Source organism: Clostridium lundense DSM 17049, from assembly GCF_000619945.1.
Taxonomy (GTDB): domain Bacteria; phylum Bacillota; class Clostridia; order Clostridiales; family Clostridiaceae; genus Clostridium_AO; species Clostridium_AO lundense.
The window spans coordinates 73,284-90,478 of sequence record NZ_JHVC01000016.1; the positions used below are offsets into that span (position 1 = coordinate 73,284).

The window sequence follows — 17,195 nt, forward strand, 5'->3', positions numbered from 1 at the left end:
GGTTTAAATGCAAGAATATGATATTGTTATAATAGGCGGAGGTCCTGCAGGTCTTGCAGCCGCTATTTCTGCAAAAGAAAAAGGAATTGATAATGTATTAATTATAGAAAGAGAAGGCGTACTAGGTGGAATATTGAATCAATGTATTCATAATGGTTTTGGACTGCATACATTTAAAGAAGAATTAACAGGCCCAGAGTATGCAGATAGATATATAAAGAAAGTGTTAGAAATGAAAATACCTTATAAACTTAATACTATGGTAATAGATTTAAATAAAGATAAGATTATAACAGCGGTAAATCAGGATGATGGAATAATAGAAATAAAGGCTAAAGCGGTAATTTTAGCTATGGGATGCAGAGAAAGACCAAGAGGAGCGTTAAATATCCCTGGTAGTAGATGTGCAGGTATTTTTACTGCTGGAACTGCTCAAAAATTTGTCAATATTGAAGGCTATATGCCTGGTAAGGAAGTAGTAGTTTTAGGGTCTGGAGATATAGGTTTGATTATGGCAAGAAGAATGACACTTGAAGGTGCAAAGGTAAAAGCTGTAGTTGAATTAATGCCGTATTCTAGTGGACTTAAGAGAAATATTGTTCAATGCCTAGATGACTTTGATATTCCATTAAAACTAAGTCATACTGTTATAGATATAAAAGGTAAAGATAGAATAGAAGGAGTAACTATAGCTAAGGTTGATGAAAATAGAAAGCCTATAAAAGGAACAGAAGAATATATTTCCTGTGATACGTTACTTCTATCTGTAGGACTTATACCAGAAAATGAGTTATCTAGAAAAGCAGAGATAGGGATTTCTAGAGTTACCAGTGGTCCTATAGTAAATGAAAGTTTAGAAACAGGAGTGGAAGGAATATTTGCTTGTGGTAATGTGCTCCATGTTCATGATCTTGTAGATAATGTAAGTATGGAAAGTCATATGGCTGGGGAAAATGCGGCTAGATATGTAAAGGGAATGAATTTTAATAATAAAGAAAATGCTATAGAATTAATAGCTACAGATGGCGTAAGATATACAGTGCCTAAATATATAAATCCTGATAATGTGGAAAACTTTATACAAGTTAGATTTATAGTAGGAAATGTGTATAAGAGCAGCTATATTTCTGTATATTTTGATGATAATAGAAAATTTCATATAAAGAAAAGAATACTTACTCCAGGGGAAATGGAGGAAGTTAGAATTACAAAGGCTATGTTAGAAAAGCATCCTCAGTGTAAGAAAATTATTTTTAAGGTAGAGGAGGAATAAGGTATTATGGAAGTTAGAAATTTAACCTGTATAGGATGTCCTATGGGCTGTCCTTTAAAGGTAGAGATAGAAAATGAAAAGGTAGTAAATGTATATGGGAATACTTGTGCTATGGGTGTAGAGTATGCAAAAAAAGAATGTACTAATCCTACTAGAATAGTTACTTCGTCTGTATTTGTAGAAGATGGGGAAATTGATGTTTTACCAGTTAAAACAGAAAAGGATATTCCTAAAAGCAAAATATCTGATTGCATAAAATGTTTACAAGGAGTTGTAGTAAAAGCTCCTATAAATATAGGAGATGTTATATTTAAAAATGTTTCAAATACAGGAATTAATGTTATAGCTACTAGAAGTATAAGCAAAAAATCTAATTAATTAAGTTTTAGAGAGTGTTTAAAAAAGTTTTTTTAAACACTCTCTACATATTTTCATACTACCATTATTTGCAGAAATAGCTTCTTTATTTTTAATAACTTTACCACATATATTGCAACAAATTTTTTTGGAAGTTTCTTTAATTGCTTTTTCTTTCTTTAAAAGACTACCCTTTTTATTTGCTGGAGGATCATATTCTATTGGAGTACCAGGGATTTGCTTTTTATTAACAGAGTAACTTATCTCATAAGAACTTTCACCAAAAAGTTCTAATTCAAATCTAGGATTTTCTTTATCATAAAATTCCTCTATTATAATTTTTCTAATCTGAGCATCATTAACTATTAATCCACTTTTCTCTATACCATCAAATATACTTTTTGTAATATTGTTGGTATCTGGATGTCTTTTTTCACTTTTGTAATATACTTTTAACACAGCTATTAATGCTTCAGATAAAACTAAGTTTGGATTTTGAATTTTAGTTTCATAAGCGATTTCCTCTTCGTATAGTGCATATCTATCATGATATTTACCGGAATTGTATGGTAAAATAGCTCTACCATTTAAATTAAATAGTTTAAAGTTAGATTTTGATATTGGAGAACCTTTGACTATAACTTTTGCATAATTTTTCATGTAAACCACCCTTTAAAAAAATTGTGATCAATTTTTTTAGATTACAGATTACAGATCACAGAGTACAGATAATGAGGCTTTTCTTCTGTTGATACTACAGAAAAGCTCAAAATGAAATTCTCAACTATCCCTAGAACAAGCTATTATTAGTTTTACATAGAAGTTAAAACTCTTTTTATAATCTTTAATAATTATTCTTTATTATTTTTACATACTGCATATACTAAAGATTAAAGTTTAAGTGAAATTGTAGTCTGTCGACTAACTATTTTTAAGTTTAAATTACAATATTTAATTTTAATTCAATAACAGATCAAGTTTATTAATCCCTTCGGGCCACGCATAGCGTGTAGTTTAGAAGCTTTCCTTATCTGTACTCTGTACTCTGTGCTCTGTGCTCTGAAAAAAGTGCTCCGCATTTTAATGTTATCATTATAAAGTAGTATATTTCAATACGAACATTGATAATAAAAGATTAATAAAGTATAATTGTGATGGTAAATATACATATAAATAATGTTAATATTGTTTATAACTTAAAGTTATTATGTGGATAAAGTAAGAGAGGTAAAGATTATGGAAAAGGATATAAAAATACTTGCTATAGAAAGTAGTTGCGATGAAACAGCAGCGGCAGTAGTAGTAAATGGAAGACAGGTTTTATCAAATATAATTGCATCTCAAATAGACATACATAAAAAATTTGGTGGAGTAGTGCCTGAAGTTGCTTCAAGAAAACATATAGAAGCAATTAGTGCAGTAGTGCAAGAAGCTTTGGATAGTGCAAAATTATCTTTAAAGGATATAGATGCTGTAGGAGTAACTTATGGACCAGGACTTGTAGGAGCGTTGCTAGTTGGACTTCAATATGCCAAAGGACTTGCTTATGCTATAGATAAACCTCTAGTAGGTGTCAACCATATAGAGGGGCATATAAGTGCTAATTTTATTCAGTATAAGGAATTAGAGCCTCCTTTTGTATGTCTAGTAGTATCTGGTGGTCATACTTTTATAGTCCATATGAAGGATTATGGCGAATTTGAAGTTATGGGAGAGACAAGAGACGATGCTGCTGGAGAAGCTTATGACAAAGTAGCTAGAGCTATTGGACTTGGATATCCTGGAGGACCAAAAATAGATAAATTAGCAAAAGAGGGAAATGATGAAGCAATAAAATTTCCTAGAGCAAACTTTCATGATGATAGCTGCTTAGATTTTTCTTTTAGTGGAGTAAAATCAGCGGTATTAAATTATTTAAATAACATGCAGATGAAGAATGAAGAAGTAAATAGAGCAGATGTAGCTGCTTCATTTCAGAAAGCAGTAGTAGACTTTTTAGTGGATAATGCAATAAAGGCATGTAAAATAAAAAAGGTAGACAAAATTGCAGTAGCAGGAGGAGTAGCCTCAAATTCTTGTCTAAGAAATTCGCTTATAAAAGCAGGAGAAAGAGAAGGAATAAAGGTGCTTTTTCCTGAACCTATATTATGTACTGATAATGCGGCTATGATTGGAAGTGCAGCTTACTTTGAGTTGCTAAAAGGAAGAGTGGCTAACTTGGATTTAAATGCAGTACCTAATTTAAAACTTGGAGAAAGATAGAAAATAACAGGAGAATGTCTTAATACTAGACATTCTCCTTAACTATATAAGGAGGAATTTATAACTAATATGATAATTTCTAATAGAGATTCTCAGAAAATAGTTGATAGGCTTATAAAGATATTGGGAAAAAATATAAATATAATGGATACTGAGGGAATAATAATTGGATCTGGGGATAAGGATAGAATAAATACATTTCATGAAGTAGCTAAAATAGCTGCTGTAAATATGGAAGAGGTTATAGTAACAAAAGAAGATGCAAAAAAATATAAGGGATGCAGAATAGGGGTGAATTTACCATTATACCATAATGGACAGGTAGTAGGGGTTGTAGGAATAACTGGAGAACCAAAAGATGTAAAGGGATATGGTTTAATAGTTAAAGAATTAGTAGAGCTTATGATACAGGAAAATGAAAGGCAAAAGATAGAATTATTTCAGTCAAGAGCTAAAAGAAGTTTTGCGAAGGAACTAATAAAAAAGCATGATAATATGGATTTAAGTTTATTAGAACATAGAGCTAAACTTGTGGACTTTAGTTTGGACAAGGAAAGAAATGTAATAGTAATGAGTATAAATAATTTCCAACAGTATATTATACATAATGATCTTAATGAAATTATGATACAAGAGCTTAAGGAAAAAATAACCGGTATAATTTCCAATGTTTTAGATAGCGATGATATTATATTTAATCTTAAAGAACAAGTATTTATATTGTTAAAAAGTAAGGAAGAAAATCTTTATAATTATTGTGATAACATATGTAAGAGCATATTAGAACAGCTAGGGGTAAATATGTGCGTGGGAATAGGTAGTTTGTGCAAAAATGTTGAAGAATATGCTAAATCATATTTGCTATCATGCAGAGTTATGGAAATTGGCAAAAGAATAGATAAAGCTAAAAATATATACTTTTTACAGGACTATAAATTACAACTATTATTACAAAATATTAAGATAGAAGATAAAAATGAGTTTTTAAATGGGTTAGATGAGATTATATTAGATAAAAAAAATAATGAAATAGTAAATACTATTAAGGTGTATTTTGAAAATGGAATGAATATTAACTGCACTTCAAAGAGTTTGTATGTTCATAGAAATACTGTAATATATAGATTAAATAAGGCTAAGGAAATTTTTAATATGGAGATAAATAAGCCTTATGAATGCATGTTAATATATCTAGCAATAAATTTACTGTTATAAGATTTGTATATTTAGTACAAAAAAATGAAGTTTTTAATAGTGAAATATTATATGAATTATATATTTTATATATTTGAAAGATGCACTATAATAAGAATAATAGTAAAATTATGGTAGGTGATGTGAAGTGAATATAGTTATAGCTCCAGATTCTTTTAAAGGAAGTTTAACAGCCTGTGAAGCATGTAATTATATAGAAAATGGAATAAAAAAAGTTGTTAGTGATGTGAATATTATAAAGGTTCCTATGGCAGACGGTGGAGAAGGAACTGTACAATCATTAGTGGATGCTACTTTAGGTAAAACGATAAAGAAAAAAGTTAAGGGTCCTTTGCTAGAAGAAGTAGAAGCCTTTTATGGTATTTTGGGTGATGGAAAAACAGCTGTGATTGAAATGGCAGCAGCATCGGGATTGCCATTAATAGAAAAAGAAGAAAGAAACCCTTTAAAGACCACTACTTACGGTACTGGTGAGCTTATAAAAGATGCTATTGATAAAGGATGTAGCGAAATTATTATAGGTATAGGTGGAAGTGCAACAAACGATGGTGGTGCAGGAATGGCTATGGCACTAGGTGCTAAATTTTTGGATAAAAATGGTAAAAGTATAGGATTTGGTGGGGGAGAATTAGGCAATATAGAAAAAATAGATTTAGCTTCATTTAATTCATTGTTAAAAAATGTAAATATAATAGCAGCTTGTGATGTAGATAATCCTTTATGTGGGGAAAAAGGAGCATCTTACGTTTATGGTCCTCAAAAAGGCGCTACAAAAGAAATGGTAGAAATACTAGATGAAAATTTGTTGCATTACGGAAAACTATTAGAATTAAAGTTTAATAAAAGTATAATTAACTATCCAGGAGCTGGTGCAGCAGGTGGATTAGGAGCAGGATTACTAGTTTTTTTAAATGCTGAGTTAAAAAGAGGAATTGATATAGTTATAGAGGTAACTGGATTAGAGGAAAAAGTACAACAAGCTGATTTAGTTATAACAGGGGAAGGTAAGATAGATTTTCAAACTTCTTTTGGGAAAACACCTTATGGTGTAGCTCAAATATCTAAAAAATATAATAAGCCAGTAATTGCCATCGCTGGCAGCATAGGCGATGGTGCAGAGGAATTATACAATAAGGGGATTGATAGTATATTTTCAATAATAGATAAGCCTTTATCTCTTGAAGAAGCAATAAAAAATAGTGGGGAGCTTTTAGAGAATTCAATGGAAAGAATTATTAGGCTTATGAATATTTCTAAAGTATATGATCACAGCAAGTAAAACTTGTTTTTATTATTTTGTTAATTCGTTGATTATACCCTTCTTAAATAAGGAATAAATTATTTTAAAAATATTTTATGCTGGTTTTAATGAAGAGAAATCAATGTTTATATAATTTAATAATAAATATATTTTAGGGGGAGTTATATAAAATGGGAGGTTTTTTATTAGTATTATCATTATTTTTAGCTATCATATTTATTGTAATTGCTACTTCTAAATTGAAGATTCATCCATTCTTATCATTAATAATTGCGGCATATGGATTAGCTTTTGTGGGAGGTGTTCCAGCGAGTAAAGTAGCAGATATAATATCAAAGGGTTTTGGAGGAACGCTAACTAGTATAGGTATAGTAATAATATCAGGCTGTATAATAGGTACAATTTTAGAAAAGTCAGGAGCAGCTTTGAAAATGGCTGATGTTGTAATAAAAGTAGTGGGAGAAAAAAGACCCACTTTAGCAATGAGTATAATAGGCTATATTGTATCTATACCAGTTTTTTGTGATTCTGGATTTGTAATTTTATCTTCATTAAATAAGACTTTGGCAAAAAAAACAAAAACTTCTTTTGTTGCTATGTCAGTAGCATTATCTACAGGGCTATATGCTACACATACATTGGTACCGCCAACACCTGGACCAATAGCAGCAGCAGCCAATTTGAAGTTGGACAACCTATTGTTAGTAATAGGAATAGGAATGTTAGTCGCCATACCAGCTGCTATATCTGGAAATATATTTGCCAATAAAGTAGCTTCAAAATATGAAGCTGTAAATTATAAAGATAACAATGAAACTTATGAAGATGAGATGGCAAAGCATGGTAAGTTGCCTAATGCATGGGATGCCTTTGCACCTATAATTATTCCTATCATTTTGATGGCTATTGGGTCAGCGGCTAGTTTTCCAGGTAATCCATTTGGAGGAGGTACGTTTAAAAAAGTATGTGTATTCTTAGGTGTACCAATGAATGCACTGCTCATAGGTGTAATATTTGCATTTAAATTATTACCTAAATTTGATGAAGAAACTTTAACTGGTTGGATAGGTGAAGCGCTTAAGGATGCAGCTATAATATTAGTAGTAACAGCAGCTGGAGGCGCACTTGGAAATGTAATTAAAGAAATTAAAGTTGGTGAATACATTGGTATGTCATTAAAGAGTTTAAACATAGGTATATTATTACCGTTTATAATATCAGCAGCTCTAAAAACTGCTCAAGGATCATCAACAGTTGCATTAGTTACAACTTCAGCTCTTATGTTTCCATTACTACCTTCATTAGGTTTTACAGGTGACATTGCTAAAACTTTAGTTGTGGCAGCTATAGGAGCAGGTGCGATGACAGTATCTCATGCCAACGATAGTTTCTTCTGGGTTGTATCACAATTTGGAGGAATGGATATAAAAACCGCATATAAAACACAAACCTTAGCCACTTTAATTGAAGGGGTTGTAGCAATGATTACTATATTTATTTTGTCTATTATATTATTATAAAAACAGTCCAAGCGCATATGTGCGCTTGGATTTTTTAATTCATTTTCTTTATATAAAGAACAAGTGTATTTCTATAAAAGTCATAGTAATAGCTAGAAATAAGTACTATGAGGTAAAAATGAATAAATGAAATTGATTACATGAAGCTTTAATAATAAAATTTGCAATTTTTAAAATTGCAAATTTCATAAACATACCATATAATGTATATTAAAAAGAAACTATTGAATATATTTACTGGTATAAATTTCAATTATAAATATGTGAAGACCACTAGATAACACTTGAGTTTGAGCAGAAATATAAATTGAATTTTGGATAGAGTAAAAGGAAAAATTATAAATTTGCAATTTTCAAATTGGGGCTTGGAAATTGCAAAAAATAATATTCAATTGCAAAATTAAGAAAAATGAAGGGGGTTATAAAATGAAAAAGAAAATTCTTGCACTAATCATGACAACTATAGTTACATCCACAATATTTTTTACGGGTTGCGGAGATGGAGGAAACAAGCCTGCTAATAGCACAGTTCAAAATACAGCAAAAACTTTGATATTTGCACAAGGTTCTGATCCTAGGGGCTTAGATCCAGCTTATGTAGATGATGGGGAATCTGCTAAAGTAATTGTTAATGTTTATGAGGGGCTACTAAAGTATAAGGATGAATCTACTGAACTAGAGCCATGTCTTGCTAGGAGTTGGAATATAAGCAAGGATGGTAAAGAATATACGTTTAAATTAAGAGAAGGGGTAAAATTCCATGATGGTACTCCTTTTAATGCAGACGCTGTAAAGTATAATATTGAGAGACAATTGCCTCCAAATGCAAAAGAAGATATGCCTTACGCGTCATTTACTTTTGGGCAGGTTCAAAAGGTTGAAAAAGTAGATGATTATACAGTTAAAATTACTTTAAAAGAACCGTATACTCCATTTTTAGCCAATTTAGCTATGTGTCTTGCAGCACCTATGGCGAGTCCAGAGGCTTTAAAGAAAAATAGTGGCAATATAAATGAATCACCTGTAGGTACGGGTCCATTTAAGTTTGTAGCATGGAAAAAGGGAGAATCAATATCTCTTGAAAGAAATAATGAGTATTGGGGAGATAAGGCTAAAGCTGATAAGGTAGTGTTTAAATTTACAAAGGAAAATTCTGTTCGTGCTAGTGAGCTTATGACAGGTGCTGTTGATATGATGGATGGAGTTGATCCTAATGATGTTAAAAAAATCAAAGATAGTAAAATGAATATATTAAATGAAAAAGGTATGAATATAAATTATATGGCATTTAACTGCTCAAGAGCTCCATTTAATGATACTAAATTAAGACAAGCAATAAGTTATGCAATAAATAGAGAAGAACTTGTTAAGTATTTGTATCAAGGATTTGCAGATGTAGCATATGCTCCACTACCGTCTTTCATACCTGGATTTAATGATAAAATAAAATCTTATGAATATAATCCAGAAAAAGCTAAAAATTTGTTAAAGGAAGCTGGAAAAGAGAATTTACAAATTAAAATGATTGCATATTCAAATCCAAGACCATATAACCCTGTAAATGGACAAAAGCTAGCAGAAGCTATACAAAACTATTTATCAAAGGTAGGAATAAAGGCCACAATTGATGTATATCCTTGGAAAGAATATAAAGAGAAAATTGCACAAGGAGAAGGAGACATATTATTCTATGGCTGGACTGGAGATAATGGAGATGCAGATAACTTCTTATCCTTATTTGATTCAAAAGAAATAAAATCAACTTTAAATTCTGCAAAATATAACAGCTCTAAAGTTGATGAATTATTAGCCAAGGGTAGAAGAACTCCAAATGGGGAAGAAAGAAATAATGTATATAAAGAAATTCAAAGTGTAGTAGATAAAGATGCACCATGGCTTACTATTTCCTATGCAAAGGATATGGCAGCTTATTCGCCAAAAATAAAGAATTTTAAGGTTCATCCTACAGGAGTTGTATTTTTGAAAAATGTAGATAAAGAATAAGGCATATGAAAGAAAAATTTAAGAAATACCCCGTTTAAAAACGGGGTTTCTATTCATACATAACAATAAATTAGGGGGATAAGGTTATGTTGAAATATATATTGAAAAGATTAGCATTATTAGTGCCAGTTATAATTGGCGTATCTGTATTGGTATTTTTAGTAATGCATGTTTTTACTACAGATCCTGCTAGCATCATATTGGGGCAACATGCTACTGCAGAACAAGTAGAGAAACTAAGAGAAGAATTAGGTTTAAATAAGCCTTTATATGTACAATATGCCATGTTTATAAAAGGTGTTTTTTGTGGAAATTTTGGAAACTCCCTTATAACAAAAACTTCTGTTACAAAGGAAATATTATCAAGATTTCCAGCTACCATTGAATTAGCATTAGCTGCTATAATTATTGCTTCAGTTTTTGGAATATTAATGGGAATACTCTCAGCAGTAAAGCAAAATTCTATAGTTGACTATATGAGTATGTTTATATCGTTACTTGGTGTTTCAATGCCTATATTTTGGCTTGGACTTATGCTTATAGTGTTATTTTCAGTTAAGCTGCACTTGCTTCCTGTATCTGGAAGAATGACTATAGGTATGGAGCCCACTCATATTACAGGACTTTATCTTTTAGACAGTTTGATTTCAGGTAATATGGTAGCTTTTAAAGATAGTTTAAAACATTTAATATTACCAGCTATTGCATTAGCGTCTTATTCTACTGCTATTATAGCTCGTATGACTAGGTCTACCATGCTTGAGATTATAAAGCAAGATTATATAAGAACTGCAAGAGCAAAAGGGTTGTTTGAAAAAGCAGTTATATTAAAGCATGCTTTAAGAAATGCTTTAATACCAGTTACTACTGTTATAGGACTTCAATTAGGATCTTTGTTAGGAGGAGCGGTGTTAACTGAAACTGTATTTTCATGGCCAGGGGTAGGAAGCTATACCATAGATGCTATTTTGAAATCTGACTATCCGGTGGTACAGGGTGCTGTAATGATACTTGCTACAGTTTTTGTGCTAGTAAATTTAATAGTAGATTTGTTATATGCTTATTTAGATCCAAGAATAAAGTACTCCTAAAATGTGGGATGGGGAGGTATTAATTATGGAGACTAATATGGAACTAAATGTTAAAGTTGAAGCTAAAGAAAGAAAGTATAGACTTTTAAGAAATATGCTAGGTATGTTAACTAAAAATAAGGCTGCTTTAATAGGGTTAATAATTATTATTTTATTAATAATCGTAGCTGTAATGGGTAAATTTTTTATGCCGTATAACCCCTATGACGGAAACTTGTCTCAAAGCTTGCAGGCACCTTCATCAGCTCATGTATTAGGAACGGATGAACAAGGAAGAGATATTTTAAGCAGAATTATAGATGGAACTAAAATATCTTTAAGAGTTGGTGTTACCTCTGTAGCTATTGCATTAAGTATAGGAACTTTAATAGGATCTATTGCTGGTTATTATGGTGGGAAAATTGATATGCTTTTGATGAGAATAATGGATATAATTCTAGCATTTCCATCACTACTTTTAGCTATAGCTTTCATGAGTGTTTTAGGTAAAGGTATAGATAAGGCTGTTATTGCTATAAGTATTGTAACTATACCGGAGTACGCACGAATAGTAAGAAGTTGTATATTAACAGTTAAGGAAAATGAATATGTTCAAGCTGCTAAGGTTATAGGAAACAATGATGCTACCATAATATTTAAGCATATATTGCCTAATGTAATGTCACCTATAATAGTACGTGCTACTTTAGGAGTATCTACAGCTATTTTGGAAACTTCTGCTCTTGGTTTTTTAGGATTAGGAGTTCAACCACCACTTGCAGAATGGGGAAGTATGCTTGGTGCAGGAAGAGGATATTTTTATAATGCTCCTCATATAGTTTTATTTCCAGGTATAGCTATTACAATTACAGTTTTAGCATTTAATCTATTTGGAGATGGTCTTAGGGATGCTTTGGATCCTAAGCTTAGAAAGTAGGGTGAATTTATATGTTGCTGGAAGTTAGAAATTTAAAAACTCAGTTTAAAACAAAAGAAGGAGCGGTAAATGCAGTTAATGGAGTGAATTTTAATGTGGATAAAGGAGAGGTGGTGGCTGTTGTTGGTGAATCAGGCAGCGGAAAGAGTGTTACCTCTCTTTCCATTATGGGACTTATAGAAAGTGGAGCATCAGAATCTGTAGAAGGAGAAATTATATTTAAAGGAGAAAATCTACTGAAAAAGAGTAAGAAGGAAATGCAAAATATTAGAGGAAATGAAATTTCTATGATATTTCAAGAACCTATGACTTCATTAAATCCTGTATTTACTATTGGAAGACAGATTACAGAAGTTATTATAAGGCATGAGGATATATCAAAAAAAGATGCGGAAAAAAGGGCTATAGAAATGTTGGAACTTGTGGGGATACCTTCTCCTGAGAAAAGAATAAAGGATTATCCACATCAGATGAGTGGAGGTATGAGACAGCGTGTAATGATTGCAATGGCTTTAGTGTGTAATCCAGAGCTTCTTATTGCAGATGAACCTACCACAGCATTAGATGTAACTATACAAGCGCAAATATTAGATTTAATGTTAAAACTTAAAGAAAAATTAGGTACAGCTATTTTGCTTATAACTCATGATTTAGGAGTGGTAGCAGAGATAGCGGATAGAGTAGTAGTAATGTATTGTGGAAAGATAGTTGAGGATGGAACAGTAGAAGAAATATTTGAAAAACCATTGCATCCTTATACTGAAGGATTGTTAAAATCAATACCTAAAATAGATGAACAGTGTGAAAAGTTATTTATGATACCTGGTATGGTTCCTAATCCATTAGAAATGCCAAAAGGATGTGCTTTTAGTACAAGGTGTAATAAATGCAATCAGATGTGTATTAATAATGAACCTCCTATATTTATAGAAGATGAAAGAAATGTTAGATGTTTTTTGTATGATAAAAATGGTGGGAGTGAAATGTAATATGGAAGTTTTAATGGAAGTTAGGAATTTAAGTAAATATTTTCCCATGAAATCTGGTTTTTTCGATAAGGATACCAATTATGTAAAAGCAGTAGATAATGTTAGTTTTGAAATATATAAGGGAGAAACCTTGGGACTAGTAGGAGAATCAGGATGTGGAAAGTCTACTACGGGAAGAATGTTGGTGGATTTGTTGGAGCCAACAGAGGGTAAAGTAATATTTGATGGAATGGATATAAGGGAGTTAAAGAAGAAAAATAGAAAAGAATTAAGTAAAAATATACAGATAATATTTCAAGACCCTTATGCTTCATTAAATCCAAGAATGACAATAGGGGATATAATAAAAGAGCCTATGATTGTAAATAAAATAGCAAAAGGAGAAGAGTTAGACAAGAGATTATTAAAGCTATTAAATTGCGTAGGACTTGCAAGTTATCATAAAGATAGATATCCTCATGAATTTAGTGGTGGACAAAGGCAGAGAGTAGGGATAGCCAGAGCTATCTCTGTTAATCCTAAGCTTATAGTATGTGATGAGCCAGTTTCTGCATTAGATGTTTCTATACAGGCTCAAGTGTTAAATTTGCTTCATGATTTACAACATGAATTCAATTTGACTTATTTATTTATAGCTCATGGATTAAATGTAGTAAAGCATATTAGTGATAGAGTTGGAGTTATGTATTTAGGTAAATTGGTAGAAGTTGCAGAAGATGAGAGTTTATATAATTCTCCTAAACATCCCTATACCCAAGCTTTATTATCAGCTATACCAGTGCCTGATCCGAAAAAGAAAAAAGAGAGAATAATATTAAGTGGAGATGTTCCTAATCCTATAAATCCACCAACAGGATGTAGATTTCATACTAGATGTGAAAAGTGTATGGGGATATGTAAGGTTAAAGAGCCTGAAATGATAGAAGTGGGAAATAATCATAGGGTAGCTTGTCATATATATGATAAAAATAAACTATAAAATATATTTATAGTTTTATAGAACCAAAATAAAATAGGTGCATATAATAATTATGGTAATATTTAAAGGAAGGTAAAATTATTGAATATTTATGTAGTTAGACCAGGAGATTCTGTGTGGTTAATTGCTAGAAATTTTGGAGTTACTCCAGAAAGTATTATAGATGCTAATAAGCTTGGGAGTTCTCCTAAATTGGTTGTAGGTCAAACGCTTGTAATTCCATCAAGAGAAAGGGCTTATAGAGTACAACCAGGAGATACTATTTGGTCTATTTCAAGAAAGTTTGGGGTTTCACCAGAGAGTATTGCAACATTGAATAACATTCAAAGCCCATATACACTTTATCCAGGATTAGTAATAAGGATTCCAGAAAAAGCGAAAAATTATGGATATCTTGAAGTGAATGCATTTATTCAACCTTCTACACCGGAAAAAGAAAGAAGGGTTTTAGGTGAAGCCATAGAGTATTTAACTTATGTTACGCCTTTTAGTCATCATGTAACTGCTGATGGAGGAGTGACACCATTAGATGATGATACTATATTACAAGTGGCAAGGGACAATAAGGTTGCTACACTTATGTCTGTTACTAATATATCAGGAGCTAACTTTGATACTCAGTTAATTGATAATATTTTAAATAACAATCAGCTACAAACTACTTTAATAAATAATATATTAGATATTATAAAGCGTAAGGGATACTATGGAGTAGTAGTGGATTTTGAGAGAATTTCACCGGAAAACAGAGAAAAATATAATAATTTTTTAAGAAAATTAGTAGCTGCATTACATCCAAACTATATTGTAGCAACTGCATTAGCACCAAAGACTTATGATGTTACCACTGGATCATGGCATGGAGCTCATGATTATAAGTCTCATGGAGAAATTGTGGATTTTGTTATAATTATGACCTATGAGTGGGGATGGTCTGGTGGTCCTCCTATGGCTGTAGCACCAATAAATGAAGTTAGAAAGGTAATTAATTATGCAGTATCAGTTATACCTCCTCAGAAAATTATGATGGGAATGCCGCTTTATGGATATGATTGGACGTTGCCATACATGCCAGGAGGAGAATTTGCTGAAAGCATTGGAAATCAAGAAGCTATTGATAGAGCTGGAAGGTATGGTGCAATTATAAAATATGATGAAAAAGCTCAGTCTCCTTATTATAATTATGTAGATCAAAAAGGAAATGAACATGTAGTTTGGTTTGAAGATGCTAGAAGTGTAGAGGCAAAATATAAGTTAGCCAGTGAATATAATTTAAGAGGAGTGAGTTATTGGGTATTAGCTCAGCCTTTCCCACAGAATTGGCAAGTTTTAGATAACATGTTTAATATAACAAAGGTAATTAAATAATAAGTAAAATATAATAAAGAATAAATTAAGATGTTTTTTCATTGTTATTACAAAAAACTCTAAATTAAGTTTTGTAGATGCATGAGAAAATTATCAATATTTATTCTTTATTATTTATAATATAAAATAGTGATATAATTATTATATGTTAACAAATTGATTTGAAAAAATTTTATTTAGCGTTGGAGGGAAATATATGAATAAAAATATAGGTATCATTGGCTGCGGAAATATGGCTCAAGCTATTGCTGGTGGTATAGTGGGTGCTAATATATTATCTACAGAAAAGATTATAGTAAGTGATACAGATGAAATAAAATTAAATTATATTAAAGATAAATTAAATGTAAAAGTTACAAAGGATAATAAAGAAATAGCTACAAATTCAGATATTATTATATTGGCTATAAAACCTAATGTACATGATCAGGTTATAGCACAGATTAAGGATTATGTAAAAAACAATGTGGTTATTGTTACTATTGGTGCAGGTATAACCATAGATTACATAGAAAAATCTTTTAATAAGGACATAAAAGTTATAAGAACTATGCCTAATACTCCAGCTCTAGTAGGAGAGGGTATGGCAGCATTATGTTATAACAACAAAGTTACTAAAGAAGAAATTGAAGATGTAGTAAGTATTTTTAAGAGTTTTGGTAAAGTAGAAATAATTAATGAAAAACTTATGGATGTGGTGCCAGCGGTAAGTGGCTCATCCCCAGCTTATGTGTACATGTTTATAGAAGCTTTAGCGGATGGTGCGGTTTTAGATGGTATGCCAAGAGATAAGGCATACAAAATGGCGGCTCAATCAGTTTTAGGAGCAGCCAAAATGGTTTTAGAAACAGGAGAACATCCTGGAGAATTAAAAGATAAGGTATGCTCTCCAGGTGGAACTACTATTGAAGCAGTATATTCATTAGAAATGAACAACTTTAGAGGCTCGGTAATTGAAGCTATGAGAAAATGTACAGAAAAAACAATAAAAATGTCTCAAAAATAGGGATAATAGTTATATTTAAAATTCCTACAGTATTATTGTAATACTGTAGGAATTTTAAAAACATTTTTAGTACTATAATAATAATTTATTTTGAATTTGTGTACTAACTGTTGAAAATTAGTTTTATATAGGATAAAATTGATTTATATGGTAAAGTAATAAAAAGATAATGGGGTAAGCCATGAAGAGAGTTTTAGTTATCAATGATTGTAAATTTGAAAGTGCTATTTTAAGGGATATGTTAATAGAGTTAGGATATGATGTTAAGGTTACAAGTGAATTCTTGGCGTTTAACGACACTAAAAAATATATTCCAGATTTAGTAATATGTAATTTATTTATGAAGAAGATCACTGGTGATAAACTTATAAAAAAGATAAAGGATATTGATGAAAATATATTAAATATTTTATCTTCTTCAAGCAAGCTTAGAGTGGATGATTATAAAAATTGCGGAGTTGATGAAGTTATAAAGACTCCTATAACCATTGAAGAACTAAGAGAAACATTGAATAAGTTAGAAAATAAAAATAATCGATCCATGTTTTTGTTTTGTCCATATTGTGGGGAACAGTTAGAAAATGGTTCTTTTTTATTCTGTCCTTATTGTGGAAAGAAGTTGAAGTAAATCGAGAGTGTGAAAGTTTTTCTGTAAATAGCTTTCTATGATAATTATTTTATAGGCATGGAGGTCATGGTAAAACTCCATGCCTTAATTACAATATAATTAACAATGAATTGCATGTCAAGAACACCCTAGAGAAGGGCGTGTTTTTTAGCCGTAGGCTTAATTAAAAAAGTCTTCCTTCAAACATTATTGATAACTCACCATATACTTTTCCCCAATTACGAAGAGGCATAGTCCACTTCTTCGTAGCTTCAAATGTTGCTAAGTACAAAGCTTTCATTAATGCAGTATCACTTGGAAATACACTTCTTTGGCGATTTAGCCTG

General features: G+C 31.1%; 15 protein-coding genes and 1 pseudogene. 14 read left to right on the forward strand and 2 right to left on the reverse strand.

The features are described 5' to 3' along the window. The first annotated feature begins 7 nt into the window (after positions 1-7). Complete coding sequence (locus T514_RS0116805) at positions 8-1,273, forward strand: NAD(P)/FAD-dependent oxidoreductase (protein ID WP_027625819.1); 1,266 nt, start codon at positions 8-10, stop codon at positions 1,271-1,273. A gap of 6 nt (positions 1,274-1,279) precedes the next feature. Then, on the forward strand, positions 1,280-1,651 hold the full coding sequence (locus T514_RS0116810) for a DUF1667 domain-containing protein (protein WP_027625820.1): 372 nt from the start codon (positions 1,280-1,282) through the stop codon (positions 1,649-1,651). A gap of 18 nt (positions 1,652-1,669) precedes the next feature. Here the strand turns inward: T514_RS0116810 and T514_RS0116815 are convergent, their stop codons facing one another. Beyond that, a complete protein-coding gene (locus tag T514_RS0116815; RefSeq protein WP_027625821.1) occupies positions 1,670-2,290 on the reverse strand; it encodes a RusA family crossover junction endodeoxyribonuclease in 621 nt (206 codons plus the stop codon). 576 nt (positions 2,291-2,866) lie between these two features. Here T514_RS0116815 and tsaD point away from each other — a divergent pair. The 12 genes from tsaD to T514_RS0116875 all read left to right on the forward strand — a co-directional run bounded on the left by tsaD (position 2,867) and on the right by T514_RS0116875 (position 16,869). Continuing rightward, on the forward strand, positions 2,867-3,892 hold the full coding sequence (gene tsaD / locus T514_RS0116820; RefSeq protein WP_027625822.1) for a tRNA (adenosine(37)-N6)-threonylcarbamoyltransferase complex transferase subunit TsaD: 1,026 nt from the start codon (positions 2,867-2,869) through the stop codon (positions 3,890-3,892). A gap of 69 nt (positions 3,893-3,961) precedes the next feature. Continuing rightward, entirely contained in the window at positions 3,962-5,107 is a 1,146-nt protein-coding gene (locus tag T514_RS0116825; protein WP_051542105.1) for a CdaR family transcriptional regulator, read from the forward strand. 127 nt (positions 5,108-5,234) lie between these two features. Next, on the forward strand, positions 5,235-6,386 hold the full coding sequence (locus tag T514_RS0116830) for a glycerate kinase family protein (RefSeq protein WP_027625824.1): 1,152 nt from the start codon (positions 5,235-5,237) through the stop codon (positions 6,384-6,386). A 152-nt stretch (positions 6,387-6,538) separates the two neighbouring features. Further along, positions 6,539-7,888, forward strand: coding sequence for a GntP family permease (locus T514_RS0116835; RefSeq protein ID WP_027625825.1), 1,350 nt, complete (start codon positions 6,539-6,541; stop codon positions 7,886-7,888). A 426-nt stretch (positions 7,889-8,314) separates the two neighbouring features. Beyond that, positions 8,315-9,892, forward strand: coding sequence for an ABC transporter substrate-binding protein (locus T514_RS0116840; protein ID WP_027625826.1), 1,578 nt, complete (start codon positions 8,315-8,317; stop codon positions 9,890-9,892). Positions 9,893-9,978: 86 nt separating this feature from the next. Further along, positions 9,979-10,983 carry an ABC transporter permease gene (locus T514_RS0116845; RefSeq protein WP_027625827.1) on the forward strand — a complete coding sequence of 335 codons (1,005 nt, stop codon included), beginning with the start codon at positions 9,979-9,981 and terminating at the stop codon, positions 10,981-10,983. Positions 10,984-11,077: 94 nt separating this feature from the next. After that, entirely contained in the window at positions 11,078-11,899 is an 822-nt protein-coding gene (gene nikC, locus T514_RS0116850; protein WP_242850621.1) for a nickel transporter permease, read from the forward strand. Between the two features lie 11 nt (positions 11,900-11,910). Next, complete coding sequence (locus tag T514_RS0116855; protein WP_027625829.1) at positions 11,911-12,888, forward strand: ABC transporter ATP-binding protein; 978 nt, start codon at positions 11,911-11,913, stop codon at positions 12,886-12,888. Position 12,889: 1 nt separating this feature from the next. Next, positions 12,890-13,867 (forward strand): ABC transporter ATP-binding protein, encoded by a 978-nt coding sequence (locus tag T514_RS0116860; RefSeq protein WP_027625830.1) that lies wholly within the window; start codon positions 12,890-12,892, stop codon positions 13,865-13,867. Between the two features lie 81 nt (positions 13,868-13,948). Further along, positions 13,949-15,235, forward strand: a complete 1,287-nt coding sequence (locus tag T514_RS0116865) for a glycoside hydrolase family 18 protein (RefSeq protein WP_027625831.1) — start codon at positions 13,949-13,951, stop codon at positions 15,233-15,235. 196 nt (positions 15,236-15,431) lie between these two features. Next, entirely contained in the window at positions 15,432-16,241 is an 810-nt protein-coding gene (gene proC, locus T514_RS0116870; RefSeq protein WP_027625832.1) for a pyrroline-5-carboxylate reductase, read from the forward strand. 181 nt (positions 16,242-16,422) lie between these two features. Continuing rightward, positions 16,423-16,869 carry a response regulator gene (locus T514_RS0116875; protein ID WP_027625833.1) on the forward strand — a complete coding sequence of 149 codons (447 nt, stop codon included), beginning with the start codon at positions 16,423-16,425 and terminating at the stop codon, positions 16,867-16,869. A gap of 163 nt (positions 16,870-17,032) precedes the next feature. Here T514_RS0116875 and T514_RS26255 read toward each other — a convergent pair. Beyond that, positions 17,033-17,195, reverse strand: a pseudogene (locus tag T514_RS26255) (IS256 family transposase); the annotation flags it as partial.

Coding starts and splice junctions, on each gene's coding strand:
- T514_RS0116805 (WP_027625819.1), top strand. CDS start 8: ATGCAAGAATATGATATTGTTATAATAGGCGGAGGTCCTGCAGGTCTT.
- T514_RS0116810 (WP_027625820.1), top strand. CDS start 1,280: ATGGAAGTTAGAAATTTAACCTGTATAGGATGTCCTATGGGCTGTCCT.
- T514_RS0116815 (WP_027625821.1), bottom strand. CDS start 2,290: ATGAAAAATTATGCAAAAGTTATAGTCAAAGGTTCTCCAATATCAAAA.
- tsaD (WP_027625822.1), top strand. CDS start 2,867: ATGGAAAAGGATATAAAAATACTTGCTATAGAAAGTAGTTGCGATGAA.
- T514_RS0116825 (WP_051542105.1), top strand. CDS start 3,962: ATGATAATTTCTAATAGAGATTCTCAGAAAATAGTTGATAGGCTTATA.
- T514_RS0116835 (WP_027625825.1), top strand. CDS start 6,539: ATGGGAGGTTTTTTATTAGTATTATCATTATTTTTAGCTATCATATTT.
- T514_RS0116840 (WP_027625826.1), top strand. CDS start 8,315: ATGAAAAAGAAAATTCTTGCACTAATCATGACAACTATAGTTACATCC.
- T514_RS0116845 (WP_027625827.1), top strand. CDS start 9,979: ATGTTGAAATATATATTGAAAAGATTAGCATTATTAGTGCCAGTTATA.
- nikC (WP_242850621.1), top strand. CDS start 11,078: ATGCTAGGTATGTTAACTAAAAATAAGGCTGCTTTAATAGGGTTAATA.
- T514_RS0116855 (WP_027625829.1), top strand. CDS start 11,911: ATGTTGCTGGAAGTTAGAAATTTAAAAACTCAGTTTAAAACAAAAGAA.
- T514_RS0116860 (WP_027625830.1), top strand. CDS start 12,890: ATGGAAGTTTTAATGGAAGTTAGGAATTTAAGTAAATATTTTCCCATG.
- proC (WP_027625832.1), top strand. CDS start 15,432: ATGAATAAAAATATAGGTATCATTGGCTGCGGAAATATGGCTCAAGCT.
- T514_RS0116875 (WP_027625833.1), top strand. CDS start 16,423: ATGAAGAGAGTTTTAGTTATCAATGATTGTAAATTTGAAAGTGCTATT.